A 26,967-nucleotide genomic window follows, 5' to 3' on the forward strand; every position below is an offset into this window, starting at 1 on the left:
GAGCCGGGCCGCAGCCGACATGGGCGCCAGGTCTCAGCCGAGCGACCTGTCCACCGACGCCAGCGGCAGTGCGAACAGCACCCGGCCCGACTGCGACCAGATCTCGCCGAGCGCCTCCCAGTAGGAGAGGGACGCGGTGTGCGCGCTCCAGCAGCGGTGCGTCTCGTCGGCCCCGCACTCCGTGGCCCGGGCGTCTTCGCCGTTCTGCCGCCACAGCGTGCCGCGCCCGGCACCCGTACCGGCCAGATACCAGTCGGCGCGGGCGGCACCAGTCTCCTGGTGGGAGAGGACGCCCCCTATGCCGGGCGTCTTCGTCCGGTACGCCTCGTCCGCGCGTACCCTCCCGGCCGGGTCGGTGGCGAGCAGTCCGGTGCGCTCGGGGTCGGTGCTGAAGGAGTAGCGCCACAGCCGCGTGGGCCGGTCGCCGTCCGTACCGGCCCGTTCGCTCACGGCCAGGCTGTCGGGCGTGGAGCTGCGGTCGAGGGAGATCCCGCCGAGGCAGGGGACACCGGTGTCCGTTGCCGGGTCGCAGGCCCCGCCGGTCAGGCGGTACGAGGCGACGGCGGGCAGCACCCACCGGTTGCCGTGCGCCGACCAGCCGCCACGCACCCGGCCGACCGCGGCACTGGTGACGGTGGTGCGCTGGATGCGGTCCATGTCGTACACATACAGCGCGGTGCCGTTCCCGCCGTCCGCGGTGACCAGCAGCTTGTCCTGGTACCAGACCATGCCGGACACCCGCGAGGCCAGGGCGCGGTAGTCACGTCCGCCGTCGACCGGCACGGCGAGCAGTGCCCACGTGTAGCTGAGCCGGCCCAGGTCGTTCGCGTCGACGAAGGCGACCCGGGCGAGACCCTGTGCGCCGGCCGCGCTCGCGCCGGAGGCGTCGGATCGGCTCCAGCCGGAGAGGATCGCCCGGTTCCCGCCCCACCAGCCGTCGTCGTCGGCGTCCCCGGAGGAGGTGACCGCACCGGGCTGCCAGCCCAGGGTGTCGGCCTCGTCCCAGCAGTACGCGCGCGTGGCCGCCGGTTCGACGGGCAGTGCCGTGCGCTCGGCGGCCGTGCAGCCCGAGGCGGTGCGCAGGGTGTGGTCGGCGCTGTCGAGTACGGCTCCGACACCGACGGGCTTGCCCATCTCGTCGGCGAGCCGGTCGAGCGTGCGCTCGGGCACGAGGTCTTCCTGGAGCCGGAGCGGGTCGGTGTCCGCGGCGGAGGCGAGCGGCTTCAGCGCTCCGGTCTCCTTGCCGACGTTGGCCTGCGAGGCGCTGACAATGGTGGCGGCCGCGGTCAGCGCGAGGGCGGTCCCGGCCAGGGCAGCGCGCAGCGCCCTGCCCCGATTGCGTCGACGGTGTCGGCCGCGACTCATCATCCAACCTCCAGACGCGAGCCAACTGCGCCTGTTGGTCCGTGCGTTGACCGAGGAGCAGGTGGGGTGTGGCCCGTACAGGGATGCTACGGCAGACCGCGGCGGCCCATGACGAAGACCCTGCAATTATGCGGAAGATGCCACCTCTTGTCCCCCTCAGGGCACATGAATCGACATCCGTCCCCTGGCCACCGCCGGAGCCGTGGAGTGCGGCAGCACCGCATGCGGGTCGTCCGGCAGCACGAGGTCGACCTCGGCGTCCTCACGGAAGCGGTAGGGGCGGTGCTCCAGGAATCCGCCGAGATAGCGGCGTACCCGCGACATCTCGGCGCGCACCGTCACCGTGCGGCCCGGATCGCCGAACAGGTCCTCGGCCAGCCCGGCCGCGCTGCGGCCGGTGCGGTGCAGGGCCAGCAGATACAGCAACTCGGCATGCCGGGGGCTGAGTTCATGGGTCCAGGAGCCCGCGCCGCCCGACGCCGTCACCGTCACCGACCAGCGGCGCGGCTGCGTCAGATCCAGCGCGATCCGTGCGCCGCCGTGTGCCACGGGCTCGTCGTCGGCCCGCACCAGCCAGCCCTCGGCCAGCGGCTCCACCGAGCAGAAGCCCAGCGCCGGCATCCACCGGCGGCCCGGCGACAGGGACTTGGGCAGCGCGATCCGGTCCGTGTACGGCATCCCGGTCACCGCCGCCGTCCAGCCGTCCCGGTCCACCACCAGTGCCCGGCCGGCGATCCGGGCCAGCGCCGGCGCCCCGACCGCGCGCAGTCGCTCCAGCGACACCAGGTGCAGTTCGCGCAGCTTGGCCTCGGCGAGCTTGGCCACCGAGTCGACCCAGGCGAGCGTGGCCGGATGCATGGTCTCCAGGGGGCCGCTGACGTCGACGACACCGATCGGGCGGCCGTCCCTGGGATCGGTGATCGGGGCGCCCGTACACGTCCAGGAGGCGTGGGACCGTACGAAGTGCTCCGCGGCGAAGACCTGTACGGGCCGGCGCACCACCGCCGGTGTGCCCACGCCGTTGGTGCCGACGACGTCCTCGCGCCAGTCGGCGCCGAGTTCGAAGCCGAGCCCGTCGGCCTTGCGGAGCACCGGCGAAGACCCCTCGCGCCACAGCACCCGGCCCTCCGCGTCCGCGACCACCATGATGTGGTGCGCGACGTCCGCGACCGACAACAGCCCTTCCCGCAGCACCGGCAGCACCTGCCTGAGCGGCGACTCCTCCCGGCGCCGCTGGATCTCCTCGTTGTTCAGCAGCCCGGACCTGAAGTCATGGTTGGGGTCGACACCGCTGCGCAGCATGCGTCCCCACGACTCCCCGATCACCGGGCGCGGGGGCAGGCGGGCGCGCTGTCCGGCGAGGGTCGCGTCCCGGACCTCGCTGAGTACCCGCGCCGCCTGCGCCGCGTCGACGGCGGCGAGTTGCGTCACGTCCATCGGCGAGTTCGCCACGGGGCCCTCCCGGCAACAGCCTGTGGGGAACCGGTTGTCGGGCGGTTGAGCCGACGCTTTCCGGTCCCTTGTTGAATGCTCGTCTTATAGTGCCGTTCAGGGCGAGCGGAGGGACACCCTCCGCACACAGACGCCAACAAGTTGCAACCCCTTGCAACCCTGGTGGTCTGCGCGCGGCCTGACTGAAACTTGAGCAGCGTCGCTCTCGGGCGGCGTTCGTGGCCTCGAATGGGCCAATGGCGGGGGTGGTGCCGTGTCGGCGCAGCACCACCCTTGCCTCCGGCGGTTGGGCCGGGTTACGCGGCGGGGGGTGGGGCCTGCTGTGCGTTGGCGTCTGCGGGTTCGTTGTGGCTGGTCGCGCAGTTCCCCACGCCCCTTCGGTCAGGCCTGCGGCCTGGACCGGTCCACCACCGACGTCAGGTCCAGGGTGGGCGGAAGGGTGCCGAACGCTGCTCCGCCGTCTGTGCCCAGGCGTGACGCGCAGAAGGCGTCGGCTACCTCCGGGGGTGCGTACTGGACCAGTAGGGAGCCCTGAAGGACCAGTGCCAGGCGTTCGGTGAGGCGTCGGGCCCTTGCCTCGATGCCGTCCATGTCGGCGAGGTCGGTCAGGAGGTCCTTGATCGCTGCGTCCAGGCGGTGATCGGCGCCGCGTGCTCGGCCGACCTCCTGGAGGTAGGCGTTGAGGGCCTGTGGTTCGCGGCGTAGCGCCCGCAGTACGTCGAGGGCCTGGACGTTGCCGGCGCCCTCCCAGATCGAGTTGAGGGGTGACTCGCGTACCAGCCGCGGCAGGCCGGATTCTTCGACGTAACCGTTTCCGCCCAGGCACTCGGCCGCTTCCACCGTCATCGGCGTACAGCGCTTCGTCACCCAGTACTTGGCGGCCGGCACCGCCAGCCGCAGCAGTGCCTGCTCCTGTTCGCCGCCGTCGTCGTAGGCGGCTGCGAGCCGCAGGGCGAGCGTGGTCGCCGCTTCCGACTCCAGTGCCAGATCGGCCAGTACGTTGCGCATGAGCGGCTTGTCGAGGAGTTTCCCGCCGAACGCCTCGCGGTGGGTGCAGTGATGCACCGCCTGTACGACGGCCTGCCGCATCAGGCCCGCCGAGCCAAGCACGCAGTCGAGCCGGGTCGCGGCCACCATGTCGATGATGGTGCGCACTCCGCGCCCCTCGTCGCCGACCCGGCGTGCCCAGGTCCCGTCGAACTCGACCTCGCTGGAGGCGTTCGACCGGTTGCCCAGCTTGTCCTTGAGCCGCTGGAGGAGAAACACATTGCGGGTGCCGTCCTCCAGCACGCGCGGGACGAGAAAGCAGGTCAGGCCCTCCGGAGCCTGCGCCAGCACCAGAAACCCGTCGGACATCGGTGCCGAGCAGAACCACTTGTGCCCGGTCAGCGCATACGTCCCGGCCTCGGCCAGCGGCACGGCGGACGTCTTATTCGCGCGTACGTCGCTGCCGCCCTGCTTCTCCGTCATGCCCATCCCGAACAGCGCCCCGGCCTTCAACGGCGCCGGGCGCAGCTCACGGTCGTAGATCATGGACGTCAGCCGCGGCTCCCACTCGGCGGCCAGCGCCGGGTCGGTGCGCAGCGCGGGCACCGCCGCGTGAGTCATCGACAGCGGGCAGCAGTTGCCCGCGTCGACCTGCGTCCACACCAGGAACGCCGCCGCCCGCCGCAGATGTCCGCCGGGCCGGCCCCAGGCCGCGGTCAGGCCGGCCGAGACGCCCTTGCCGAGCAGCCGGTGCCAGGCCGGATGGAAGTCGACCTCGTCGATCCGACGGCCGTAGCGGTCATGGGTGCGCAGCCGGGGCGGATACTCGTTCGCCTGGACGCCCCACTCCTGCACCTGCGCCGAGCCGGCGGTGCGGCCGAGCGCCGCCAGCTCGCCGCGGACCTCGTCGAGGAGGGCGGGGTCGAGGTGCCGTTCGACGGCCTCGGTCAGGGCCTTGTCGGCGCTGTAGACGTCGTATCCGACCAGCGGTGGGGTCTGGTTGGTCACGGTATGGGTATTGCCGGACATGTCTGCGAACCTACCCCTCGGTACGGCGAGGGTCACCACACTGGCACGCCACGCCTCACATGGGACGGACGCGGTGACCCGGCCGCGCCACCGGGGGATGAGCCGAGCCTCCCGCGGCGGATACCTTTAGTTCGTGCAGCCAGCAAGTGAATCCCCCGAGACGCCCCCCTCAGGCCGTCTCCACCGGGCTCGTGCCCTCTACCGGAACGTCTCCAAGCGCCGGACCGCCTGGCTGTTGCTCAAGGACACCGTCAACTCGTGCATCGAGTACCGGATCCTGGGTCTCGCGGCGGAGGCGGCGTTCTTCACGCTGCTGTCCGTCCCCCCGCTGCTGCTGAGCATGATCGGGCTGCTCGGCTACGTCGACGACTGGACCGGCACCGACACCATCAGCAGCCTGGAGACGAACATCCTGGAGGCCTCCCGCACGGTCCTGTCGGACAAGGGGGTCTCGCAGATCGCCCAGCCGATCCTGGACGACGTGATGAAGGGCGGCCGCCCCGACGTCATCTCCATCGGCTTTCTGTTCGCGCTGTGGTCGGGATCGCGTGCGGTAAACGTTTTCATAGACACGATCACCGTGATGTACGGCCTCGACGGCGTCCGCGGCATCGTCAAGACACGGCTGGTCGCCTTCGTGCTCTTCCTGGTGGCCCTGGTGATCGGCTCGGTCGCGCTGCCGCTGATGGTGGCGGGGCCGGACGCGGTGCTGAACGTCCTGCCGTGGTCGGAGACCCTTGTGCAGGTGCTGTACTGGCCCGTCGTCATCGTGCTGTCCATCGCGTTCCTGACGACGCTGTACCACGTGTCCGTGCCGGTGCGCTCGCCGTGGATCGAGGACGTGCCCGGCGCCCTGGTCGCCCTCGCGATGTGGGTCCTGGGCAGCTTCCTGCTGCGGATCTACCTGACCAACACGGTCGAGGGCGCCACCATCTACGGCTCGCTGGCCGCCGCCGTGGCCGTGATGCTGTGGATCGGCGTGTCCGCCTTCGCCGTCCTGGTCGGGGCCGCCGTCAACGCCGCCATCGACCGGGTCTGGCCGGCCGCCGCCACCGCCGCGGCCCGCGCCGCCAACGAGCGGATGCGCGAGGCCCAGGTCGCCGAGTACGTCGCCCGCGCCGCCGCCCACCGCGGCGACACCGACCCCGACGACCCGGACATGCCGTCCGAGTTCCCCGAACGCTGGTCCCGCTTCCTCCCCCCGGAGGACGTGACCTCACGCCTGCGCACCCATGCGAAGAGCGCACCGAAGGGGGAGGAAGCGGGGACGCCGGAGGGGCAGTGAGGTCCGCTCGGTCCCGGTCAGCGTTTCCAGGCGCCGGCCGCCGCTGATTCCCGTACGAAATCCGAGAAGTCCCGCGCCTGGCGCCCCAGCACCTGCCGCACCCCGGCCGTGACGTGGGCGTTGCGCCCGTCCAGCAGCCCTTCGAAGACCTCCACCAGGAAGTCCGCCTCCTCGGCCGGGACGCCGAAGCCGGTCAGGAACTCCCCGTACGCCCGCGCCTGCACCGGCGTGTACCTCAGCTCGATCCCGGTGGCCGCGGCGATCTCCGCCACCGCCTGCCGGAAGCTCAGCAGCCGCGGCCCCGTCAGCTCGAGCGTCCGCCCCACATACCGCTCCCCGGACGTCAGCACGGCCGCGACCACGTCCCCGATGTCCCGCACGTCCAGGAACGGCTCGGGCACCTCACCGGCCGGGAACACCAGCTCGCCCGTCTGCACCAGCCCCTCCGCGAGCAGCCCCTCGCTGAAGTTCTGCGCGAACCACGCGCACCGCACGATCGTCCAGTCCGCCCCGGACGACGTAAGCGCCTCCTCGGTCGCCGGCGCCTGCTCCTCACCACGCGCCGACAGCAGCACCAGGTGCCGTACGCCGAGCCCCACCGCCTCCCGGGCGAGCGCGCCGATGCCCTCGGCCGCCGCGGGGGAGCCGACGTCGGACGGGTACATCAGATACGCCGCGTCGGCGTCGCGCAGGGTGACCGCCCACGTCGTCGGGTCCTCCCAGTCGAAACCGCGAGCGCGCGAGGCCGCTCGCACGCTCAGGCCGGCGCCCCGCAGGGAGTCGGCGACCCGGCTGCCGGTCCGCCCGGAGGCGCCGGTCACCACAACCGTCATGTTCTGCGTGTTCTCCGTCATGCCTCCAGTCAACGGCCGCGCGCCCCAACAGCCCATCGCTGAACGGCTCATTCCCATACGTGCGCGTCTACTCTGGCCCCATGGACGCTCTCGCAGGCCTTCTCGAGGGTCCACGCGCGCGTGGCGCCTTCATGATCCGTGCGTGCTTCGAGCCGCCGTGGGCGATTCGCATCGAGGACCGCGCCCCGCTCACGGTGATGCTGATGGTCCGCGGCGCCGCCTGGATCCTGCCGGATTCGGGCGAGCGAAGCGAGACGGGGGTCCCCCCGGCCGAAGGCCGGGGGAGGCTTCGGCTGACGCCCGGCGACCTGGCGATCGCCCGCGGCCCGGACCCGTACACCTGCGCCGACGACCCCGGCACCGCCCCGCAGGCCCTCATCCTGCCGGGCCAGGAGTGCCGCTACCCCGACGGCCGCTCCCTGAACGGCTCCATGGACCTCGGCGTCCGCACCTGGGGCGACCGGCTCGACGGCTCCGCGGTGATGCTGATCGGCACCTACCCGATGGAGGGCGAGATCAGCGGCCGGCTGCTGGACGCGCTGCCGCCGCTGATCACCCTCACCTCCGACGTGTGGCAGTGCCCGCTCACCCCGCTGCTCATGGAGGAGATCGTCCGCGACGAGCCGGGCCAGGAGGTCGTCCTGGACCGGCTTCTCGACCTGCTGGTCATCGCCGCGCTGCGGGCCTGGTTCTCTCGCCCCGACGCGGAGGCCCCCGCCTGGTACCGGGCCCTGGCCGACCCCGTCGTCGGCCGCGTCCTGCGTCTCGTCCAGGACGACCCGGCCCACCCCTGGACGGTCGCCTCCCTCGCCGCCAAGGCCGGCGTCTCCCGGGCCGCCCTCGCCCGCCGCTTCACCGACCTCGTGGGCGAGCCCCCGATGTCCTACCTCACCGGCTGGCGCCTAGCCCTGGCCGCCGACCGCCTCCGCGCCACCGACGACACCATCGCCGCCATCGCCCGCCACGTCGGCTACGGCAGCGCATTCGCCCTGTCCAACGCCTTCAAGAGGGTGTACGGCGTCAGTCCGCAGGAGCATCGGACGCGGGTGGGGTAGGACGACGCGCGTGCCCCTGCCGCGGGCGGAGTCGTAGCCTTTCGTACGTGTACACCGAGCGGGCGTCCAGGCTGCCGGGCGCGGTCGTGTGGCGCCGGACCATCGAGGACCCTGTCGTCCGGCCTGTGCTGCCCGACGGCTGCATGGACCTGCTGTGGAACGACGGCCGGCTGCTCGTCGCGGGACCCGACACCCAGGCGTACGTTCCCGAGGGCGGCCCGCGGCACTGGGCGGGCGTCCGCTTCCATCCCGGCACCGCGCCCGCGTTCCTCGGCGTGCCCGCACACGAACTGCGCGACCGGCGCGTCGAGTTGACCGACCTGTGGCCCGCCGCGGAGGTACGACGCCTGCACGACCGTATCGAGGCGGCCGCGGACCCCGCGACCGCGCTGGAGGACGCGGCGCTGGAGCGGGCCGCCGACACAGAGCCGCCCGACCCGCTGCTGCTGCGGGTCGTCGCGTCACTCGACACGGGCCGCCCGGTCGCCGCCACGGCGGACGAACTCGGGCTGGGCGCCCGCCAGTTGCACCGCCGCTGTCTGACCGCCTTCGGCTACGGCCCCAAGACGCTCGCGCGGATCCTGCGCCTGCAACGCGCGCTGGCGCTGGCCCGCGACGGCCTGTCCCTCGCCGAGACGGCAGCCCGGGCGGGCTTCGCCGACCAGGCGCATCTCGCCCGTGACGTACGGGAGTTGGCGGGCATACCGCTCACGGAGCTACTTGGACGCTGAGCGCTCCGCGGGAAGGCCGGTGCACTGTCTGCGGGTGCGTCGTGGCTGGTCGCGCCCACGCGGCGGAGCCGCAAAATTGACACAGCCCCGCGCCCCTTTGGGGCACGTCGAACTCAGGCAACTTCACCAGGGCCGCTTGTCGGGGCGAACAGATCGACCCCGTGTCCGTCCGGGTCGTGCACCACCGCGTACCGCTGGCCCCATTCGGCGTCCCACGGCTTGTGTCCGCCCTGGTACCCGGCACCGACCAGGTCCTCGTACACCCGGTCCACCTCACCCGGGCTGTCGCAGAGCAGTGCCAGCGAATGCCGGCCGCCACCGGCCGGAGGCTGCCACCCGGCGACCAGGGACCGGACCATCTCCTCCGTGTCCAGCATCAGCCGCAGTCCGCCGGGCAGTTGGGCCTCGGCGTGCGGTTCGTTCTCGGCCCCCTCGGGGAAGGCGAAGCCGACTCGGCGGTAGAAGGCGACAGAGGCAGCCATGTCGGCGACGATCAGGCCGATCGCATCGAATCGTGGAGTCATGCGGCCACCGTAGGCGGCGCAGCGGCGGTGGGTCTTGAAGGAATCGGACAGGACAGGGTCGTGGTCAGTCGAAGGTCACCGGCCCACGCGGTGTGCAGCAGCGCCCCAAAGGGGCGCGGGACTGTGTCAATTTGCGGCTCCGCCGCGTGGGCGCGACCAGCCACGATGGCGCCGCGGACGATCGACGGCACATCGCACCACCGCGCCCCTCACTCATGGGTGAGGCTGCCGTCCAGCGGGTTCATCGTCGGGTGCATCTTCATCGGGCCGTACTCGTCGACGTCCGAGGGCCGCGGTGTCTCCGGGCCGTAGGGACCGGTGCGGAGCAGACGCTCCACCCGGCAGATCCGGAAGACCTGGCCGTCCACCTCGAACTCGTCGGCGTGGCCGAGCGCCCGGTACTCCTCGGCCGCCTGCGCGTATCTGGCCTTCTTGGTGTCGTCGAACTGGTACAGCATGGCCCAGATCTCGGCCATCCCGTCGTAGAGCACGCGCCGGGCGTCATGCGGCGTGGGCTGGAGGGTGCTGCGCGGACGCCAGCCGTCGCCGCTGCGTTCGACCACACCGAAACCGGTGGGCAGCAGCACGAGTTCGGGATGCGTGGCGACCGCCCGCTCGGAATCCGCGCGCACGTCGGCGGGGAAGCGGGAGCCCCGGTACGCGAAGCCCTGCAGCCCCAGCGTCAGCGCGCCCGCGGACGGCCCGTCCAGGTGCTCAGGATCGAGTACGAACTCCACGTCCAGGGGCGCGTGGCGCGTCTGCCGATCCCACGACCGCTCCACCGGCTCCCGGTCGGTGGGTCGGGGCGGCTCCAGGCCGTCGTCGCCCATCCGCGCGAACTCGTCCCCGCGCACCACCCGGTACCGCACCCCGCAGGCCGTCACCTCGTCCGCCGGCTCGCGCTCCAACACCTCCACTGCCGCCAGCAGTTCACGCCGTACGGCCGGATCGTCGGTGTCGTCCTTCGCGGTGAAGAACAGATGCGACTGCAGCCCGTCCCGCGCCACCTGCGGCATCCCGTCCACCACCGGTTTCACCACCCGCCACTGGGGCCCCACCGCCGGGTCCTGTGCCGCGATCCCGAACACCGGTCCGCGCAGGGCGATGCGGGGATACCGCACCGTGGCCTCCATCGCGTCGGCCTCCCGCACCCAGGCGGCGGGGTCGTCACGGCGGACCAACTCCTCCTGGAGGGCATCGATACGTTGCTGCCAGTCATCGGTCATGCACGCATTGTCGCGGTCGACGGGGGTGCGCAGGGGCCGTTCCGATGCAACAACCGTGATTGTTGGCGGACTTGAGGAGGGCGGACCACACTCACCGGACCGGGGCCGTGCTCGCCCGCTGCACCAGCCGCGTGGACAGTTCCGTGCGGGTGCTCTCCGGCCGGTCGCCCTCCATCATGCGGACCAGCAGCCGCAGGGCCGTCGCCGCCATCTCCGACAGCGGCTGGCGAACCGTGGTGAGGGCCGGAGTGGTCCAGCGGGCCTCGGGCAGGTCGTCGAAACCGACGACACTCAGGTCGTACGGCACGCTCAGTCCCCGCTCGGCCAGGGCCTCGTAGACGCCCAGGGCCATCCGGTCCGAGCACACGAAGACCGCGGTGGGCGGCTCGGGCAGGTCGAGGAGTTCCAGCGTGCGGCGGCGGGCCATGCCCTGGTCGAAGCCGGCGTGCCGGACGTACTCGGGCCGTTGCCGTATCCCCGCCGTCGCGAGCGCCGAGCGATAGCCGGCGATCCGCGCGCTGCTGCACATCGTGTGCGTGCTGCCGGCGACCACGGCGATGCGCTCGTGGCCCAGCGACAGCAGATGCTCGGTCGCCGTAACCCCGCCGTGCCAGTTCGCCGCGCCCACCGACACCACGCCGGGCGGTGGATCGAGGACCGGGTCGATCAGCACATACGGGATGTGGTGCTGGTCCAGCCACGCGCGCTGGGACGGCGTCAGCTCGGCCAGGTTGAACAGCACTCCCGACGAACCGCGTGCGGTGAGCTTGTCCAGCCACCCGCGCTCCGGACGGCCGCCGCGCGTCCGGTTCGGACCGGCCGACACGACCACCTCCAGACCGGCGTCGTGGGCCGCCGCCTCCACCCCGTGCAGCACCGCACCCGACCAGGAACTCTCCAGCGAGTGCAGCACGAGGTCGACCATCCCGGACACCCTCGCCGTGTCGAACCTCGGTCTGCGCACATAGCCGAGCCGGTCCAGCGCCTCGGTGACCCGGCGGCGGGTCTCGGGGGCCACGTCCTCCCGGCCGTTGACGACCTTGGAAGCGGTCGGCACGGACACGCCCGCCTCCCGGGCGACGACGGCCAGCGTCGGCCCGGCCGCCACGCTCGCACTCCCTGTACGGCTCATCGGGATTCACCTCTCCGGCCCGCCCGAGGGCCTTGAAAGTTTCGACCAGCGCAGAAACAGTCAGCGCGAAATAGTAAGCGCTTCCTACCCTAGGTTCACCACAGTTCGGCGGGAAGAGGCCGGAGTTCGGCGGGATCCGAGGCCTTGGGCTTTCGAAACTTCGAACGGAGGCTTTCCGCTCGGTACCCTCATCGTCCCGCTCCACCAGACGCGGTACCGTCCGGCCCGCGTCCCGCCACTGTCGGCCGTGCTGCCCCTCACCCTCCGGTTCCGCCCAGGTCAGGTCGAGGGAGACATAGGCCTCGGCGTCGTACCGGAGCACCGGCCCGGCGCCCTGCGTGAAGCTGGACGGGCCTGCCTCGAGCGTGACTTCGGCCTCCGCGCGGTGCCCGGTGATGCGCTGCGCCGGCAGGCTGTGCGCCCACCGCGATTCGGGACCGTGCCGTCCGCACATCCGGATCCAGCCGGGGCGTACGGCGGTGTCGGCCCAGGACGGATCGGGGTATCCACGAGCAGAGTTCCAGGGCCGGCCCAACGGCTCGTCTGCAGCGGTGGTCCAGCCCTTCGCGTCCCAAGTCACCGGCTGGACCGCCGTCTCGCGGCCGAGAGGACAACGCAGGCCGTCCGGCGTCCGCAGCGGACGGGCGGCGACGGCCCGTCCCGTTCGACGCCTGCCTGACCCGCCCGGACCTCGCTGCCCGCACCCGCGGCGGCCGGCGCTTCCTGCAAGCGGAAGCTGTAGTAAGCGGTTGCAGGGACAGTGGGGCCCGATGCCTTCACCCTGGCCTGGGACGGCCGTTGAGAGCGGTTTCGAGGCTCCTGGACCCAACCCGGCAAAAGCCCGCCTCGGAAAACGCTCACGCAACGATCGCCTGCAGTGTCTCCGGCAGACGCACACCGGTCGTCGTTCCGTCAGTCGCGCCGGGCAGGCGGCCGCACGGAGTTGCGTACGACGACATGCGTGCCCAGCACCAGATGGTCGCCGTCGCCGCCCTTGCCGCGGCTCGCGCTGCCCTCGCGCCGATCGGCCACCGCCCGTAGCGCGACGCGGCCCATCTCCTCGTACGGCACGTGCACGGTGGTCAGTTGGGGCGTGAGCTGGGAGGCGAGCGGGATGTCGTCGTAGCCGACGATCGACACGTCCTCGGGGACCCGGAGCCCGGCCGCGCGCAGGGCCTGCATGGCGCCCGCGGCGACCACATCGGTCCCGGCGAGCACGGCCGTGAAGTCGAGCCCTTCCCGCAGGCTTTCCTCCACGGCCCCGTACCCGTGCTGGTAGTCGTACGGGCCGTGCCGCACCATGCCCGGGTCGAAGGGCACGCCGTACGCCTCGAAGGCGCGCTGGGCGCCCTTCAACCGGCCCCGGGCTGTGCTGAACTCGGCGTGGCCCGGCAGGACGAGAACCTTGCGGTGGCCGGCCGACAGCAGATGGCTCGCCATCGCGTAGGCGCCGCCCTCGTTGTCGTAGTCGACCGTCGTCGCCGGCACGTCGCCCTCCAGGGATGGTCGGCCCACCAGGACGAGGTGGGAGCCGGCCGCGTCGAGGGAGCGGGCGAAACGGGCCATGCGCAGTTGGTACTCGTCGTGGTCGTAGGCACCGCCGAGCAGGACCACCGCGGCGACGCCCTGCTGGCGCATGAGGTTGACCAGGGCAAGTTCCCGCTCGGGATCGTTCCCGGTCGTGCCGACCAGGGAGAGCCAGCCGCGCAGGGTGGCGGCGCCCTCGACTCCCTTGGCCACGTGGGCGAACGCGGCACCGGTGATGTTGTCGATGAGGATGGCCACCGTGGGCGTACCGCCGCCGGCCAGCGAACGGGCATGGGCATTGGTGACGTAGTCCAGGTCCCGGACGACCTTCATCACGCGGCGGCGCAGATCCTCCGACACCGGGTAGTTGCCGGACAGGACGCGCGACACGCTGGCGACGGAGACCCCCGCGCGCTCCGCCACGTCCCGAATGGTGGCCCGACCGACGTCGTTCGACGCCTTGCGCTGACTCACCCTTGAGGCTCCTTCACGTCGTGGCCCCATCACGCCCACGTCCAGGACCACGCCCGACGCCGGTGCGGAAACCGTATCCCATTGTTACTCCGGCCCAGCGGGCGTGCGCCAACGCCGGGCAAGGGCCCACCAACGCGCACCGTCCCCACGCGCCGGCCGCGAGGGAGCCGCAGGGGGCGCGCCGGTGTCGAGAGCCCGAACGCGCGGAGGCGCGAAGCGCTGAGCACGATCGGGCTCTCGACACCGGCATAAAGCGCCCCCGGAGGCGACCGAGCCAAATATTCGGCACGCCAGCTGCAAGGCTTCTCGGCGTCAACGCACCGCTGCCTGCAAGGCTTCTCGGCGTCAACGCACCGCTGCCTGCAAGGCTTCTCGACCTCAACGCACCGCCGCCCGCAAGCCCCCCGCCGTCAAGCCACCCGCCCCAAATCCCCCACCCGCACCTCATGCACCAGCGCACCCCCCGCGACCAGCCGTTCCAGCTCCTCCACCACAATCCGCCCCAGCCGCTCCAGCTCGTTCCCGAGCGACCCGGCGATGTGCGGCGTGAGAAACACGTTGGGCAGTCGGTACAGCGGAGAGCCGGCGGGCAGCGGCTCGGGTTCCGTCACATCGAGGATGGCGTGCAGCCGGCCGGAGACCAGCTCGTCGGTGAGCGCCTCGTGGTCGACCAGGGCGCCGCGCGAGGTGTTGATCAGCACGCCGCCGTCCCGGATGAGGGCGAGCCGGTCGCCGTCGAGCATCCGGTAGGTCTCGGGGATGTCGGGCGCGTGCAGGCTGACGATGTCGCTGTGCCGCAGCAGGTCCTCCAACGACAGCAGTTCGGCCCCGAGTTCGGCGGCCTCGGCGGAGCTGACGTACGGGTCGTGCAGCAGCACGGTGAAGTCGAACGGCCGCAGCAACTCCAGCAGCCGTCTGCCCACGCGTGAGGCGCCGATGACGCCGATCCGGCGGCCGACGTTGCCGGTGGAGGCGGTCTCCTCGTCGGTCGGGTAGGTGTGCGTGGTGCGGAAGCGCTCTCGGTGCGTGAAGGTGTCCTTCCCGGCGAGCAGGATCATGGCGAGCGTGTACTCCGCGACCGGCAGCGCGTTGCCGGTCACCGCGCTGGAGACGGCGACGCCGTGCTTCCACAGGGCGTCGCCGATCAGCGAACGGACCGAGCCCGCGGCGTGCAGGACGGTGCGCAGCTCGGGTGCGGCCGCGAGGGCGTCGGCGTCCAGGTGGGGGCAGCCCCAGCCGGTGATCAGCACCTCGGCCCGGGCGAGGGCGCCGGCCGTCCTCGGGTCGCTGAGGTCCTGCACGACGAGGGCGGGGTCGATGTCGGACGCCTGCTTCAGCCGGGCCATCAGCGGCGGAGGGAAGAGCAGGGGGAGGTGCACCGGATCCATCGCGAACACGGCCCTCGGCGGGTGCGGGCTGGGCATGACTCTCCTGACACGCTGGTGGAAACATTTTCAGAAAGCGCCTTCTACGGTAGATCTGCCGAGAATGGCGGGTCAATCAGTTGGACGGAGCGGAGGGTGCGGTTTCCCCCGGAGGCTTCTGCGCCGTACACGCGTGTCGGGCAGGATGATGCGGCAGAACTGCGGTAGTCCGCCGCGGCGAGGCCATCGGCGCCCGGCCGTGGCCGGGCCCCGCCCCCTGCCCAGCCCCGAAATCGGTTACTCCAGTTTCTGCGGCGGAACCCGCTCGTGGCACCTCGTGGCAACCTCGTGGCAACCGGTTCCAGAACGCACGACGGAGATCGCCTGGCGGCCACGTCCGCCCGGTGTGGGCCATGCTCGACTCCCACTACTCCCACTACTCCCACTACCGGCGCCGCCGCAACCTGTCCGTCCCCTACCTGCAGCGCATCGCCCACTCGGTCCCACCCGGAGGGGGGTGGCGGCGACTACGGCCCCACCGGCGGAGGCTACGACCAGCTCGGCTTCGGCACGCTGGCGTACGCCGAACAGCCCTCCAGGCCACCTCGCTCACCGGAATAGTCGTTCGTGATGTGGTGCTCTGACATGTGCAGGGCGCAACGAAGTGCGGCGAGAAGCAGGTGGGCGCATGACGGCAGACCGGGCAGGGCAGGTGACGGAGCAGCCGGCGGAACGTCCGGTGATCAGGACGCCGTACGGGGCCGTGCGCGGCCGGTACGAGCACGGCGTCGCGGTGTTCCGGGGCATCCCGTATGCGGCGCCCCCGTTCGGCCCCCGCAGGTTCCGGCCGCCCGAGCGGCCGGAACCCTGGGACGGGGTGCGGGACGCGGGTGCCTTCGGCCCGACCCCGCCGAAACCGCCGTACTCCGAGGCCTTCGCGCAGTACCTGTCCGACCCGGTCGTCCCCGGCGACGACTGTCTCAACCTCAATGTCTGGACGCCCGAACCCGGCCCGGGCGCCCGGCTCCCGGTCATGGTGTGGCTGCACGGCGGCGCCCTGACCCGCGGATCCTCCGCGGTACCCGTTTACGACGGAAGCCGTTTCGCCCGCGACGGCGTCGTGTTCGTCTCGGTCAACTACCGACTGGGAGTAGAGGGTTACGGACTGTTTCCGGACGTCCCCGCCAACCCCGGCCTGCGCGACCAGCTCGCCGCGCTGGAATGGGTGCGGGCCTCGATCGAGGCCTTCGGCGGCGACCCCGCGCAGGTCACCCTGTTCGGCCAGTCGGCCGGCGCGATCAGCACCGGCGCACTGCTGGCCGCCCCGCAGGCCCAGGGCCTCATCCGGCGTGCGGTGCTGCAGAGCGGGCCGCCGGAGGCCGCCGAGCGGGACAAGGTACGGCGGATGGTGCGCCGTATGGCCACCCGGCTGAAGATCCCCGCCACCGCCGCGGCCTTCGCCGACGTCGACCGGGATCTCCTCCTGCGCACCCAGGCCGACGTGGGCAGGCTCAGCAGCCCGGTCCTCGGCGGGCCCGCCTTCGGGATCGTGGTCGACGGCGATGTCGTCCCGTGCAACCCCTTGGAGGCCCTGGTCGAGGGCGACGCGGCGCGGGAGGTCGACCTGATGATGGGCTGGACGCGAGACGAGTACCGGCTGTGGCTGGTGCCCGGCGGTCTCCTGGAGCGCGTCGACCGGCTCGGGCCGGTCGCCTTGGCGGGCGCCATGGCCCGCTGCCGCTGTGGACACGAGGTGCCGCGCGGCTACCGCGCCCTGCGCCCGGACGCGGGCACCGCCGAGATCGTCGGCCAGCTGGTCACCGACCACCTGTTGCGCCTGCCGCTGCACCGCCTGGCCGACGCCCGCCCGCAGTCGTCGTACGTCTACGAGTTCACCTGGCCCTCCAGCCTCCCCGACCTCGGCTCCTGCCACGCCCTGGAGCTCGGCTTCGTCTTCGACACCGGCGACGTCCCCGAGTCGCGGAAACTGGCCGGCGAGGGTGCCCCGCAGGAGCTGGCGGACGCGATGCACTCGGCGTGGGTACGGTTCGCGACCCATGGCGACCCGGGTTGGCGGCACTGGGACGGCACCCATCCGGTCCGCGTGTTCGGCGACGGCGAACCGGAGATCGCGTTCGGCCCGCGCGACGCGGAACTCGCCCTGTGGGCGGCCGACGCGAGGGCTCGGGAAGCGGTCCCGGAATCGGCGCCTGCGGATGGTGCGGTCGCGCGCGGGGCGGAACTGCGGTCGGTCGTACGACGGTTGCGGCTGCCGGGGTCGGTTCGGCGTTCCTGAACGGCTACTTCGCCGCCACGGAGTCCCGTACTACGACATGCGTGCCCAGCAGCAGGTGCTCGTCCGGGGTTTCCGGGGTGCGGCCCAGTGCCGTACGGACGGCGAGACGGCCCAGCTCCTCGTAGGGGACGTGGACCGTCGTCAGGGCCGGGTGGAGGTCGCGGGCGAAGGGAATGTCGTCGTAGCCGGCCAGCGAAACATCGCCGGGAACGTTCAGGCCCGCCTCGTGCAGAGCGGTGAGCGCGCCCGCGGCGACCATGTCGGTGGCCGCCACCACGGCCGTGAACTCCAGCCCCCGCTTGAGCGCTTCGCGGATCAGACGGTGGCCGGCGTCGCGGGTGAAGTCGCCGTGGAGGAGCAGCGCCGGGTCGGGTTCCAGGCCGCGGGCGCGGTGTGCGGCGAGGTAACCGCGTTCACGGCCCTGCGCGGTGGTGTGGTCGGGCTTGCCGCCGAGGAACAGCACCCGGTGGTGGCCTTGGGACAGGACATGGGCGACCAGGGCGTAGGCGCCGCCCTCGTTGTCGTACTCGATGACGGTCACCGGTGCGCCCGGCCCCAGCGGCGGGCGGCCGCACAGGACCAGCCGGGAGCCCGCCGACGCCAGCTGGTCGGCCATCCGGCGCGTGCGCTCGCGGTACTCGGAGGTGTCGGCGGAGCCGCCGACCAGGATCACGGCGGCGGCTCGCTGGGCACGCATCATCTCGACGAACTCCAGCTCGTGCCGGACGTCGCCCTCCGTGCTGCACACCACGCACAGATGCCCGAGCCGGGTCGCCTCCCGTTCCACGCCGTGCGCCATGTGCGCGAACGACGGTCCGGTGATGTCCTCCAGCACGAACGCCAGCGTGGGCGTGCCGACCCCCGCGACCGCCTTGGCGCGCGCGTCGGCGACGTAGTCCAGCTCACGCACCGCCCGCATCACCCGTGTCCGGGTCGCCGAGCTCACCGGATACACCCCGCCCAGCACGCGCGACACCGTCGACGCGGACACACCCGCGCGCGCCGCCACGTCCCGGATGGTGCTACGGCTCGCGTCTGCGCTCTTCCGCGTCATGTTCCGCCCACCCCGTTGTTCAGCAGCGGCAACACGGTGGAAACCGGTTCCCGACGCGGAGGCTAGCAGTGGGGAGCAGCAGGCACGAGGGGCGGAGGACGGGATCTCGCGCTGCTTACGCGGGCGTCAGCGTCCGCGTGATCGACGTGATCGCCTCCGGCCCCACCCGGCAGCACCCGCCGATCAGCCGCGCCCCCGCTTCCTGCCAGCCCCGCACCTGCTCGGGCGCGAAGCTGGAGCGGCCGGTCCAGGTACGGGCCTCGGCGTCCCAGGCCTCGCCGCTGTTGGGGTAGACGACGACCGGTTTACCGGTCACCCGGGCCGCGATCCGGATTGCGCCGTCGACGTCCTCGGGCGCGCAGCAGTTCACCCCGACCGCGATCACCTCGTCCGCGTCGGCGGCCGGCGCGAACGCCTCCTCCAGCGGCTGACCGGCACGCGTGCGATCCCCGTCGACCGTGTACGACAGCCAGGCCGGGACGCCGAGTCCCCGCACCGCCCGTAGCAGCGCGGTCGCCTCGTCGGCGTCGGGAACCGTTTCCAGCGCCAGTACGTCGGGCCGGGCGCCGGCCAGCACCTCCAGCCGTGGACCATGGAAACGCTCCAGCGCGTCAACGCTCAGCCCGTACCGTCCCCGGTATTCGGAGCCGTCGGCGAGCATCGCCCCGTACGGTCCCGCCGACGCGGCCACCCACAGCGGCCGGTCCGTCCGTGCTCGCCGAGCGGCCTCCCGGGCCAGCTCCACACTGAGCGCGAGCAGCTCGGCCGCCCGCTTCCGGCCGATCCCGCGCTTGCCGAAGCCCTCGAAGGTGGCCTGATAGCTGGAGGTGATCGCCACGTTCGCGCCCGCCTCGAAGTAGGCGAGGTGCGCCTCGATGATCGCCTCGGGCCGCTCGGCCAGCAGTCGCGCCGACCACAGCTCGTCGCTCAGATCGTGCCCGGCGGACTCGAGCTGGTTGGACAGTCCGCCGTCGAGGACGACGGTTCCGGCGGCGAGGGCTTCGGCGAGGCTGACGGTGCTGGTCATGGTGACGACGGTAGCCGAGGCGGGACGGGGGACCAGCAGGTGAGACACCGGTGCATCGCCGAGCGCTCTAGCCTTGTCGCATGCCTGTCCTGGATGGAGATGCCGAGGTACGCGAGGTCCTCGGAACTGAAGAAGCCGTTTTCGAACCTCTCGTCCACAACCCCAAGAACGGTGTCACAGGGGGCGTCTGGCGGGTCACCGCCGGGGATCGCTCGGCCGTCCTGAAGCTGCTCACCCGCAACAAGGAGGCGACCGGACGCTGGGCCGCCTCGGAAGACCCCCGGCACTGGAACCACTGGCGCCGCGAGGCCCATGTCTACGAGTCCGGGCTCGCGCAACTCTGGCGGCCGTACGGGATCAGCGCGCCCCGGCTGCTGGCCCGTGTCGAACGTGGGGACGGCGATGTGGCGCTGTGGCTGGAAGACGTGCCGGGCGAACCGGGCACGGCCTGGCCACTCGCCCGGCATGTCGAACACGCCCGCCGTCTGGGTGCCGCCCAGGGAGCCGTCCACCCGGACGACGAGCCGTGGCTGACGCGCGGTTTCCTGCGGCAGTATGTGCGCAGCAACACGCTCGGCCAGGAACTGCTCGACGCCGACGAGGCCTGGCAACAGCCCCTGGTCCGCGACCACTTCCCCGCCAGCCTTCGCCATGACATGGTCCGCCTTCACCACGACCGCGAGTGGTTCCTGGACGTCATGGAGTCCCTGCCGCGCGCCTTCAGCCACCTTGACCAGTGGCCCGCCAACGTCCGCTCCCACGGCCCGGACAGCGTCCTGTTCGACTGGGCCTTCGCCGGGGACGGTGCGCTCGGCGAGGACCTCGGCAACTACCTTCCCGACACCGTTTTCGACTTGTTCATCCCCGCCGCCCGGCTGCCCGGGTACGCGGCGGACGCGTACGAGGCCTATCTGCACGGCCTGCGCGAGAGCGGCTGGCGGGGAGACGAGCAGCTGGTGCGGCTGGGCGTGTGCGCGTCCGCGGTGAAGTACGACTGGATCACCGCCCTCATGCTCGCCCGGGCCGGCGAAGAGCAGCTCGACTACGGCGGCGGCCGCACCGTCTCCGCCGAACTCCGTTACCGCGAACGCGGGTTGACGCTCGCCTTCCTCGCCGGGTGGGCGGCCGAGGCGCGTGAACTGGCCCCGCGGCTGGGGTTCCCGGAGGCACCGAGCGGACGCTGACGCCCGCGTCGCCCGCTCGGATTCGTCGCCCAGCCTGCGTCCGAGCGCGCGAGGCGCCCCCTACTACGCCGCGTGCCGCCCGCCCCTCCTCCGTCCTCCGCGGCCCCGTACCCGTCGCGTCGCCGGCACCATCAGCCCGCCCAGCAGGCCGAGTCCCAGCGCATACGGCCACCAGCCGAACGTCTCGCTCTCCGCGCTCGCCGTGCGCCTGTCCGCGGGCGCCGCGCCGGCCGCCGTACGGGTGGAGGCGGTCGGGGAGGAGCTCGCGGTGGTCGCCGTCGTCAGGATGACGTCGTTGCCGTCACCGCCCCGGTAACTGATCCGGTACGTCGTGTTCGCGAGCTTCAGCCGGGCGCCCTCCTTGAGGCCGGTGAACGTGCCGGTCGTCTTCGCCCGGCCGGTGTGGTTGAGGATCTTGATCTCGCGTGCGGGCCGCGTACCGGCGGCGGACACATCGAGGTCCCCGGCCAGCCGTACCGCTCCCGCGACCTTCAACGGCTTGTCTCCCAGGACCAGTTGGCCCTTCGCATGCTGTATGTAGTCACCGGTTACGGCGACACCGCCCGCGACCACGCCGTCGTTCGTCACCGAGCCCTTCACCGTGCCCTTGCCGGAGAGGGCCGTCGCCACACGCAGGACCCCGGTACCCGCGTCCAGCCGTGCCCCCGCCGACGTGAGCCGAATCGCCCTGCTGCGTACGAGAGTTGCCCCGTCCCGCAGCGCCAGGGTGCCCTTCTCGACGGTCGTGGCCCCGGTGTACGTCACCGAGCCGCCCGTGAGCGTGGTCGTCGCCGCGCCCGACTGCACGAGCGACCCGCTGCCACTGACGTGCGTCAGCTTCACCGAGTCGGTCACGTTCCGCACGACGAGCGTTCCGTCGTTCACCACCCGCCGCTGCTCCGTGCCCGTCAGCAGCGAGCCGTCGCCGCCCGGCTTGCCCGAGCCGAGCCGTAGCACCGCCCCCTTCTCCACGGTGGTCGAGCCGTCGTAGTACTGCTTGGCCGCGAAGGTGACGTCGTTGCCGGGCGTCCCGGCGATGACGATGTCGCCGGCGCCGGGCGCGGACAGTGTGTCGTGGAAGACGCCGCCGCCGATGGGCGCGCCGAGCGTCACGGGCCCGTTGTAGTCGAAGGTGAGCAGCGAACGCGATCTGGCCGCAAGCAAGTTGATGTACACGGTCTCGGCGGTCCCCGGCATGAAGATCTTGTTCGTCGTCCCGTCGCCCCACTGGACGTTGGCGCCCTTGATGTTGGTGCCGCGTTTGTTGACGTTCTTCCGCGCGGGCGTCCAGTTCAGGGCGGGGTCGCTGAGCGAGGGGTCGGTGTCGCCGCCCTGGTTCGACCAGCTGTACTGGCCGGTCAGGACGACCTTGCTGCCCGGCCGGGACTGGACGTTGATGTCGCTGCCGTACTCGCGCTGGTAGAAGTCCATGCCCATGGTGACGGTCTGGCCCAGCGGGGTGTCCACGGTGTACGTGCCCTGGTTGAGGATCTTGCGCACGTTCGGCAGCGATGTCGCGTACTCCGGGCGTCCGGCGTTCAGCTGCGTGCCGTTGTCGATCACGCCGGAGAAGGAGTGGGTGCCCGACAGGTCCCAGGTGCCCCAGAGGAACCTGGGCTGGGTGATCAGCCCGGAGCCGCTGATGGTGCCCAGGTTGTAGGCGCTGGTCAGGGAGAGTCGCAGGGTGCCGTCGACCCGGATGTTGTCCTGGTTGAGCCGGAACGCCGGGGTGTTGTACGGGAAGTGGCCGATCAGCCCGGCCGTGCCGCCGTTTCCGTACTGCAGCGTCGCCCCGCGCTCGACCGTGATCGCGGGCGGGTCCGGGTTGGCCGTGGTGACGTACGGGTGGTTGCCGCCCTGCGTGCTCACCTTCTGTCGCTGCCGGGACTTCGGCAGCGTGAAGTCACTGTCCTTGGTCAGGACCAGGGTGCCGGTGCCGCGCACGGTCAGTGTGCCCTCGCCGTGGAACGCGCCGTCGTACGTCGTCGTACCCGAAGGCACGGTGACGACCGTGTCGCCGTTGAGCGTCACGTCGCGGTCCGCGAGGACATCGGCGGTGACATCCCGGGTGCCTGCGGCCTCGGCAGGGGGAGCGGTCACCAGGAAGGCGACGGCCGCGAAGGCGCCCGCAGCCGCTGCGGTCTTGTGGGGGAAGCTGCTCACGCACGGGAGACGCGCGGGTCGGCGACGGATAACAGAAATCTGTCCGGCCAAAATTCGGCGCGTCGGTCCCGTTGACCTCCTCGTGACACCCCCTTACCTTTTCGGCGTTCGTAATCACAGATGACGTTCGGGATACCGAACATCAAACTTCTCGCCCCCGAGAGGCAGCCCGAATGAGCCGCTACGAACCCCATGCCCTCGACCGCAGACTGATGCTGAAGGGCGCCCTGGCCGCGGGTGCCCTGGCCGCCGCCCCCTCGGTGGCCCACGCCGCCACCGACGCACCCGGCCGGAGGGCCGCACCGTTCGTGAACCCGCTCGTCCGCAACCGCGCCGACCCGCACATCCACCGCCACAGCGACGGCCACTACTACTTCACGGCGACCGCCCCCGAGTACGACCGGATCATCCTGCGCCGCTCCCGCACCCTGAACGGTCTCGCCACCGCCGCCGAGTCGGTCATCTGGACCAAGCACGCCACCGGCCCCATGGGCGCGCACATCTGGGCGCCGGAGATCCACCGCATAGGCGGGAAGTGGTACATCTACTTCGCCGCCGCGCCCGCCGAGAGCGTGTGGGAAATCCGGATCTGGGTCCTGGAAAACGCCAGCAGAGACCCGTTCAAGGGGACTTGGGTGGAGCGCGGCCAGCTGAAAACGGCCTGGGAAACGTTCTCCCTCGACGCCACCACCTTCACCCACCGGGGCACCCGCTACCTCAGCTGGGCCCAGCACGAGCCCGGCATGGACAACAACACCGGCATCTTCCTGTCCAGGATGGCGAACCCGTGGACCCTGACCGGTCCCCAAGTCCGGCTCTCCACCCCCGAATACGACTGGGAGACCATCGGCTTCAAGGTCAACGAGGGCCCCTCGGTCATCGCCCGCCATGGCCGGCTCTTCATGTCGTACTCCGCCAGCGCCACCGACGCGAACTACTGCATGGGCCTGCTCACCGTCGACGCGGACGCCGACCTGATGAACCCCGCGAACTGGTCCAAGTCGCCGACGCCGGTCTTCACCAGCAACGACACGACCAAGCAGTACGGCCCCGGACACAACAGCTTCACGGTCGCCGAGGACGGCCGCACCGACGTCCTCGTCTACCACGCCCGCCAGTACAAGGAGATCGTCGGCGACCCGCTGAACGACCCCAACCGGCACACCCGCATCCAGAAACTGGGCTGGAAACCGGACGGCACCCCCGACTTCGGCATCCCCGTGGCCGACACGGCAGCCGGTCCCGCGAAGGACGGTGCGTGAGATGAGACGTGCGTACGCGGTTCTGCTCGCCCTCTGTCTGGCGCTGGCCGGCGCCCTCGTCACCGCGGGCCCGGCCCAGGCCGCACCCCAGACCATCGCGAACGGCACGCAGTTCACCGACGTCAACGGTTCCCCCGTGCACGCCCACGGCGGCGGGGTCATCAAGGTCGGCTCGTACTACTACTGGTTCGGCGAGCACCGCAACGCCGACAACACCTTCCGCTACGTCGACGCCTACCGCTCCAGCGACCTGAAGAACTGGGAGTTCAGGAACCACGTCCTGACCGAGGCCAGCGACCCGGAGCTCGCCACCGCCAACATCGAGCGGCCGAAGGTCATGTACAACGCGTCCACCGGCAAGTTCGTGATGTGGATGCACAAGGAGAACGGTTCCGACTACAGCGAGGCCCGCGCCGCCGTAGCCGTCTCCGACACCGTTGACGGCAACTACACCTGGCGGGGCAGCTTCCGCCCGCTCGGCCAGCACATGTCCCGCGACATCACCGTCTTCGTCGACACCGACGGCACCGGCTACATGATCTCCGCCGCCCGCGAGAACTACGACCTCCAGATCTACCGCCTGACCAGCGACTACACGGGCATCGCCGCCCTGGTCGCGGACCCCTGGCACGGCGGCCACCGCGAGGCCCCGGCGCTGTTCAAGCGGGGCGGCGTCTACTTCATGCTGACGTCCGGCGCCACCGGCTGGAGCCCCAACCAGCAGCAGTACGCCACCGCCACGAACATCGCCGGCCCGTGGACCGCGATGAAGAACGTGGGCGACTCCACGACCTACGGCTCGCAGACCGCGTACGTCCTTCCCGTGCAGGGCACCTCCACCACCTCGTACCTCTACCTGGGCGACCGCTGGGGCAACTCCTTCGGCGGCACCGTCAACGACTCCCGCTACGTCTGGCTGCCGCTGACCTTCCCGACCTCCACCTCGATGTCGATGTCCTGGTCGCCGGAGGTCACCATCGACACCGCCACCGGCACGATCAGCGGCACGAGCGCCACGTACAACACCCTGATCGCCCGGCACAGTTCCAAGTGCGCCGACGTGACCAGCCAGTCGCTGTGGCAGGGCGCGCAGCTCAAGCAGTACGACTGCAACGGCGGCGCCAACCAGAAGTACTGGTTCAAGTCCGTCGGTAGCGGCTACTACCAGCTGACGACCCGGCACAGCTCCCTGTGCGTGCGGGAGAACGCGAGCACGGTCACCCAGGAGAACTGCGACGCCTCCGCGACCAACCAGCAGTGGTCGCTCACCACCACCGGCTCCTACGTCACCATCAAGTCCCGTGCCACCGGTGAGTGCCTGGACGTGAACGGCGCGTCCACCGCCAACTCCGCCGCGATCATCACGTACACGTGCAACGGCGCGACGAACCAGCAGTGGACGCGCGGGACATGAGATGCCGTCAGGCGAGCAGGTCGATCGCGTCGATCGCCGTGCCCGCGCTGAGATAGCCCGTCGCCCCCGAACCGCTCACCACGTCGATCCTCAGCACGTTGTACTGGCCGGTGTCCGTCAGCCAGGCGGACGCCGGCACGCTGTAGGTGAACGTGTGGTTGTTGCCCCGGTACGAACCGTTCGTCAGCGACCGGGTGTTCGGCTGCGTGGGCGGGGAGGGGACGGCGGACGTCCAGGCGCCGTTGACCGACACCTGGGGGCGGCCGTTGGCGTACGCCGTCGTCACCCCGATCCGCAGCGTGTGCGCGGCCGCGGCCTGGGCCGCCGTCAGCCGGAAGTACACCAGGATCCCGCTGTTGACGTCCTTCCAGAGGTGGCAGGGTGACAGTTGAATCGATTTCGCGAAAGGGCTTGCACATGCTCGGACTGGGCAATTCTCTGAGTTGGCACCGCACTCTAGAAAGCGCTTGTTGAAACGGGTACGGTCCAGGCGCAGGTGGGGTCCATCCGAGCGAGGAGTCGCGCATGAGACGTTTCAGCGCCGCCGTACTGGTGGCTGCCACCTTCGGTGCCGTGCTCACGTCGGCACCGGCCCAGGCCCAGGGCAACTGCACCGCCACCGCCTGCCACTTCGACCTCCCGCCCGGCACGTACGACGTGAAGGTCCTCATCGGCGGCGAGAAAGCGTCCAACACGAGCATCAGCGGCGAGAGCCGCCGCGCTCTCCTCCCCGAGACGGCCGCCGCGGCCGGTGAGCGCGTCGCCCGCAGCTTCACCGTGAACGTCCGCACCCCCGAGGGCGAACCCACCGGCGCCGACGGAACTCCCGGCCTGGACCTGCGACTCGGCGGCTCGGCCCCCGCTCTCGCCGACATCAAGGTCACCCCCGCCCGGCACGCCCGCCAGATCTTGCTCGTCGGCGACTCCACCGTCTGCGACCAGCCCGGCGACCCGTACTCCGGCTGGGGCCAGCAGCTGCCACAGTTCCTCCGCAAGGGCGTGTCCGTCGCCAACTACGCCGACTCCGGCGAGAGCACGGTCAGCTATCTGCAGAACCCCCGACTCTGGGCCACCGTCCAGCCGCTGATCCACCGCGGCGACCTCGTCCTGATCCAGCTCGCCCACAACGACAAGACGACCGACGGGGCGACATACCGGGCCAACCTCGAGACACTGGTCGCGGGCGTGCGCGAGAAGGGCGGGACCCCGGTCCTGGTGACCCCCATCGTGCGACGGTGGTTCAACTCCGACGGCACCCTGAACAACGGCACCGCGCTCCTGGTCAACGGCCTCGGCGTCGACCACCCGGCCGTCGCCCGCTCGGTCGCCGCCGCGCACGGCGTCCCGCTGATCGACTTGACGGCGAAGACGAAGGCGCTCGTGGAGTCCTTGGGTGCCGAGGCGTCCAAGGCGCTGTACCTGTACAACGAGAAACGGGACAACACGCACACCTCCGTGCACGGGGCCACGGTGTATGCGGAACTGGTCCGTGACGAACTCGTCGCCCAGCATCTGGTGCCCAACGGCCTGGTGCGGGTGGGATGAACCCCTGGGGCGCTTCG

The 26,967-nt window shown here is 71.3% G+C and carries 20 protein-coding genes and 3 pseudogenes; 9 read left to right on the forward strand and 14 right to left on the reverse strand.

Going from position 1 to position 26,967, the window contains the following annotated elements:
- Positions 1–33 precede the first annotated feature (33 nt).
- The 3 genes from QQY66_RS39540 to QQY66_RS39550 form a co-directional block, all read right to left on the reverse strand.
- The gene (locus QQY66_RS39540; RefSeq protein ID WP_301985197.1) at positions 34–1,368 is read right to left on the reverse strand and encodes a hypothetical protein; all 1,335 of its coding nucleotides are present in this window, start codon (positions 1,366–1,368) and stop codon (positions 34–36) included.
- A 153-nt stretch (positions 1,369–1,521) separates the two neighbouring features.
- Positions 1,522–2,817, reverse strand: coding sequence for a GAF domain-containing protein (locus QQY66_RS39545; RefSeq protein WP_301985198.1), 1,296 nt, complete (start codon positions 2,815–2,817; stop codon positions 1,522–1,524).
- A gap of 381 nt (positions 2,818–3,198) precedes the next feature.
- Positions 3,199–4,833, reverse strand: coding sequence for an acyl-CoA dehydrogenase family protein (locus tag QQY66_RS39550; RefSeq protein ID WP_301985199.1), 1,635 nt, complete (start codon positions 4,831–4,833; stop codon positions 3,199–3,201).
- 133 nt (positions 4,834–4,966) lie between these two features.
- Between QQY66_RS39550 and QQY66_RS39555 the strand changes: the two genes are divergently transcribed.
- Complete coding sequence (locus QQY66_RS39555) at positions 4,967–6,118, forward strand: YihY/virulence factor BrkB family protein (RefSeq protein WP_301985200.1); 1,152 nt, start codon at positions 4,967–4,969, stop codon at positions 6,116–6,118.
- Between the two features lie 17 nt (positions 6,119–6,135).
- Here QQY66_RS39555 and QQY66_RS39560 read toward each other — a convergent pair whose 3' ends face one another.
- Positions 6,136–6,972, reverse strand: a complete 837-nt coding sequence (locus QQY66_RS39560) for an SDR family oxidoreductase (protein WP_301985201.1) — start codon at positions 6,970–6,972, stop codon at positions 6,136–6,138.
- A gap of 80 nt (positions 6,973–7,052) precedes the next feature.
- Here QQY66_RS39560 and QQY66_RS39565 point away from each other — a divergent pair, with 80 nt between their 5' ends.
- Both QQY66_RS39565 and QQY66_RS39570 read left to right on the forward strand, forming a co-directional pair.
- The gene (locus QQY66_RS39565) at positions 7,053–8,027 is read left to right on the forward strand and encodes an AraC family transcriptional regulator (protein ID WP_301985202.1); all 975 of its coding nucleotides are present in this window, start codon (positions 7,053–7,055) and stop codon (positions 8,025–8,027) included.
- A 47-nt stretch (positions 8,028–8,074) separates the two neighbouring features.
- Positions 8,075–8,758, forward strand: coding sequence for a helix-turn-helix transcriptional regulator (locus QQY66_RS39570; RefSeq protein ID WP_301985204.1), 684 nt, complete (start codon positions 8,075–8,077; stop codon positions 8,756–8,758).
- 113 nt (positions 8,759–8,871) lie between these two features.
- Here the strand turns inward: QQY66_RS39570 and QQY66_RS39575 are convergent, their stop codons facing one another.
- The 6 genes and pseudogenes from QQY66_RS39575 to QQY66_RS39600 all read right to left on the reverse strand — a co-directional run bounded on the left by QQY66_RS39575 (position 8,872) and on the right by QQY66_RS39600 (position 15,065).
- A complete protein-coding gene (locus QQY66_RS39575) occupies positions 8,872–9,282 on the reverse strand; it encodes a VOC family protein (RefSeq protein ID WP_301985206.1) in 411 nt (136 codons plus the stop codon).
- Between the two features lie 209 nt (positions 9,283–9,491).
- Complete coding sequence (locus QQY66_RS39580) at positions 9,492–10,508, reverse strand: DUF5954 family protein (RefSeq protein WP_301985207.1); 1,017 nt, start codon at positions 10,506–10,508, stop codon at positions 9,492–9,494.
- A 91-nt stretch (positions 10,509–10,599) separates the two neighbouring features.
- Entirely contained in the window at positions 10,600–11,640 is a 1,041-nt protein-coding gene (locus QQY66_RS39585; protein WP_301985208.1) for a LacI family DNA-binding transcriptional regulator, read from the reverse strand.
- 271 nt (positions 11,641–11,911) lie between these two features.
- Positions 11,912–12,538: pseudogene (locus QQY66_RS50580) on the reverse strand (hypothetical protein); the annotation flags it as partial.
- Between the two features lie 14 nt (positions 12,539–12,552).
- Positions 12,553–13,641, reverse strand: coding sequence for a LacI family DNA-binding transcriptional regulator (locus tag QQY66_RS39595; protein WP_301985209.1), 1,089 nt, complete (start codon positions 13,639–13,641; stop codon positions 12,553–12,555).
- A 410-nt stretch (positions 13,642–14,051) separates the two neighbouring features.
- Positions 14,052–15,065: a hydroxyacid dehydrogenase gene (locus QQY66_RS39600; RefSeq protein WP_301985210.1), complete on the reverse strand. Its 1,014-nt coding sequence runs from the start codon at positions 15,063–15,065 to the stop codon at positions 14,052–14,054.
- A 335-nt stretch (positions 15,066–15,400) separates the two neighbouring features.
- Here QQY66_RS39600 and QQY66_RS39605 point away from each other — a divergent pair.
- Both QQY66_RS39605 and QQY66_RS39610 read left to right on the forward strand, forming a co-directional pair.
- Positions 15,401–15,626: pseudogene (locus QQY66_RS39605) on the forward strand (Tat pathway signal sequence domain protein); the annotation flags it as partial.
- 67 nt (positions 15,627–15,693) lie between these two features.
- Positions 15,694–17,301, forward strand: coding sequence for a carboxylesterase/lipase family protein (locus QQY66_RS39610; protein ID WP_301985211.1), 1,608 nt, complete (start codon positions 15,694–15,696; stop codon positions 17,299–17,301).
- A 4-nt stretch (positions 17,302–17,305) separates the two neighbouring features.
- Here the strand turns inward: QQY66_RS39610 and QQY66_RS39615 are convergent, their stop codons facing one another.
- Positions 17,306–18,355: a LacI family DNA-binding transcriptional regulator gene (locus QQY66_RS39615; protein WP_301985212.1), complete on the reverse strand. Its 1,050-nt coding sequence runs from the start codon at positions 18,353–18,355 to the stop codon at positions 17,306–17,308.
- A 115-nt stretch (positions 18,356–18,470) separates the two neighbouring features.
- Positions 18,471–19,382 (reverse strand): homocysteine S-methyltransferase, encoded by a 912-nt coding sequence (mmuM, locus tag QQY66_RS39620; RefSeq protein WP_301985214.1) that lies wholly within the window; start codon positions 19,380–19,382, stop codon positions 18,471–18,473.
- Positions 19,383–19,462: 80 nt separating this feature from the next.
- Between mmuM and QQY66_RS39625 the strand changes: the two genes are divergently transcribed.
- Entirely contained in the window at positions 19,463–20,566 is a 1,104-nt protein-coding gene (locus QQY66_RS39625; protein WP_301985215.1) for an aminoglycoside phosphotransferase, read from the forward strand.
- A 63-nt stretch (positions 20,567–20,629) separates the two neighbouring features.
- Here the strand turns inward: QQY66_RS39625 and QQY66_RS39630 are convergent, their stop codons facing one another.
- Positions 20,630–22,729 carry an autotransporter gene (locus QQY66_RS39630; protein ID WP_301985216.1) on the reverse strand — a complete coding sequence of 700 codons (2,100 nt, stop codon included), beginning with the start codon at positions 22,727–22,729 and terminating at the stop codon, positions 20,630–20,632.
- Positions 22,730–22,902: 173 nt separating this feature from the next.
- Between QQY66_RS39630 and QQY66_RS39635 the strand changes: the two genes are divergently transcribed.
- Both QQY66_RS39635 and QQY66_RS39640 read left to right on the forward strand, forming a co-directional pair.
- Positions 22,903–23,991, forward strand: a complete 1,089-nt coding sequence (locus QQY66_RS39635) for a glycoside hydrolase family 43 protein (RefSeq protein ID WP_301985217.1) — start codon at positions 22,903–22,905, stop codon at positions 23,989–23,991.
- Position 23,992: 1 nt separating this feature from the next.
- Positions 23,993–25,405, forward strand: a complete 1,413-nt coding sequence (locus tag QQY66_RS39640; protein ID WP_301985218.1) for an RICIN domain-containing protein — start codon at positions 23,993–23,995, stop codon at positions 25,403–25,405.
- A 7-nt stretch (positions 25,406–25,412) separates the two neighbouring features.
- Here QQY66_RS39640 and QQY66_RS39645 read toward each other — a convergent pair.
- Positions 25,413–25,787, reverse strand: a pseudogene (locus QQY66_RS39645) (polysaccharide lyase family protein); the annotation flags it as partial.
- A gap of 143 nt (positions 25,788–25,930) precedes the next feature.
- Here QQY66_RS39645 and QQY66_RS39650 point away from each other — a divergent pair.
- Positions 25,931–26,950, forward strand: a complete 1,020-nt coding sequence (locus tag QQY66_RS39650; protein WP_301985220.1) for a rhamnogalacturonan acetylesterase — start codon at positions 25,931–25,933, stop codon at positions 26,948–26,950.
- The last annotated feature ends 17 nt before the right edge of the window (positions 26,951–26,967 follow it).

Source organism: Streptomyces sp. DG2A-72 (genome assembly GCF_030499575.1).
In the GTDB taxonomy this organism is placed as follows: domain Bacteria; phylum Actinomycetota; class Actinomycetes; order Streptomycetales; family Streptomycetaceae; genus Streptomyces.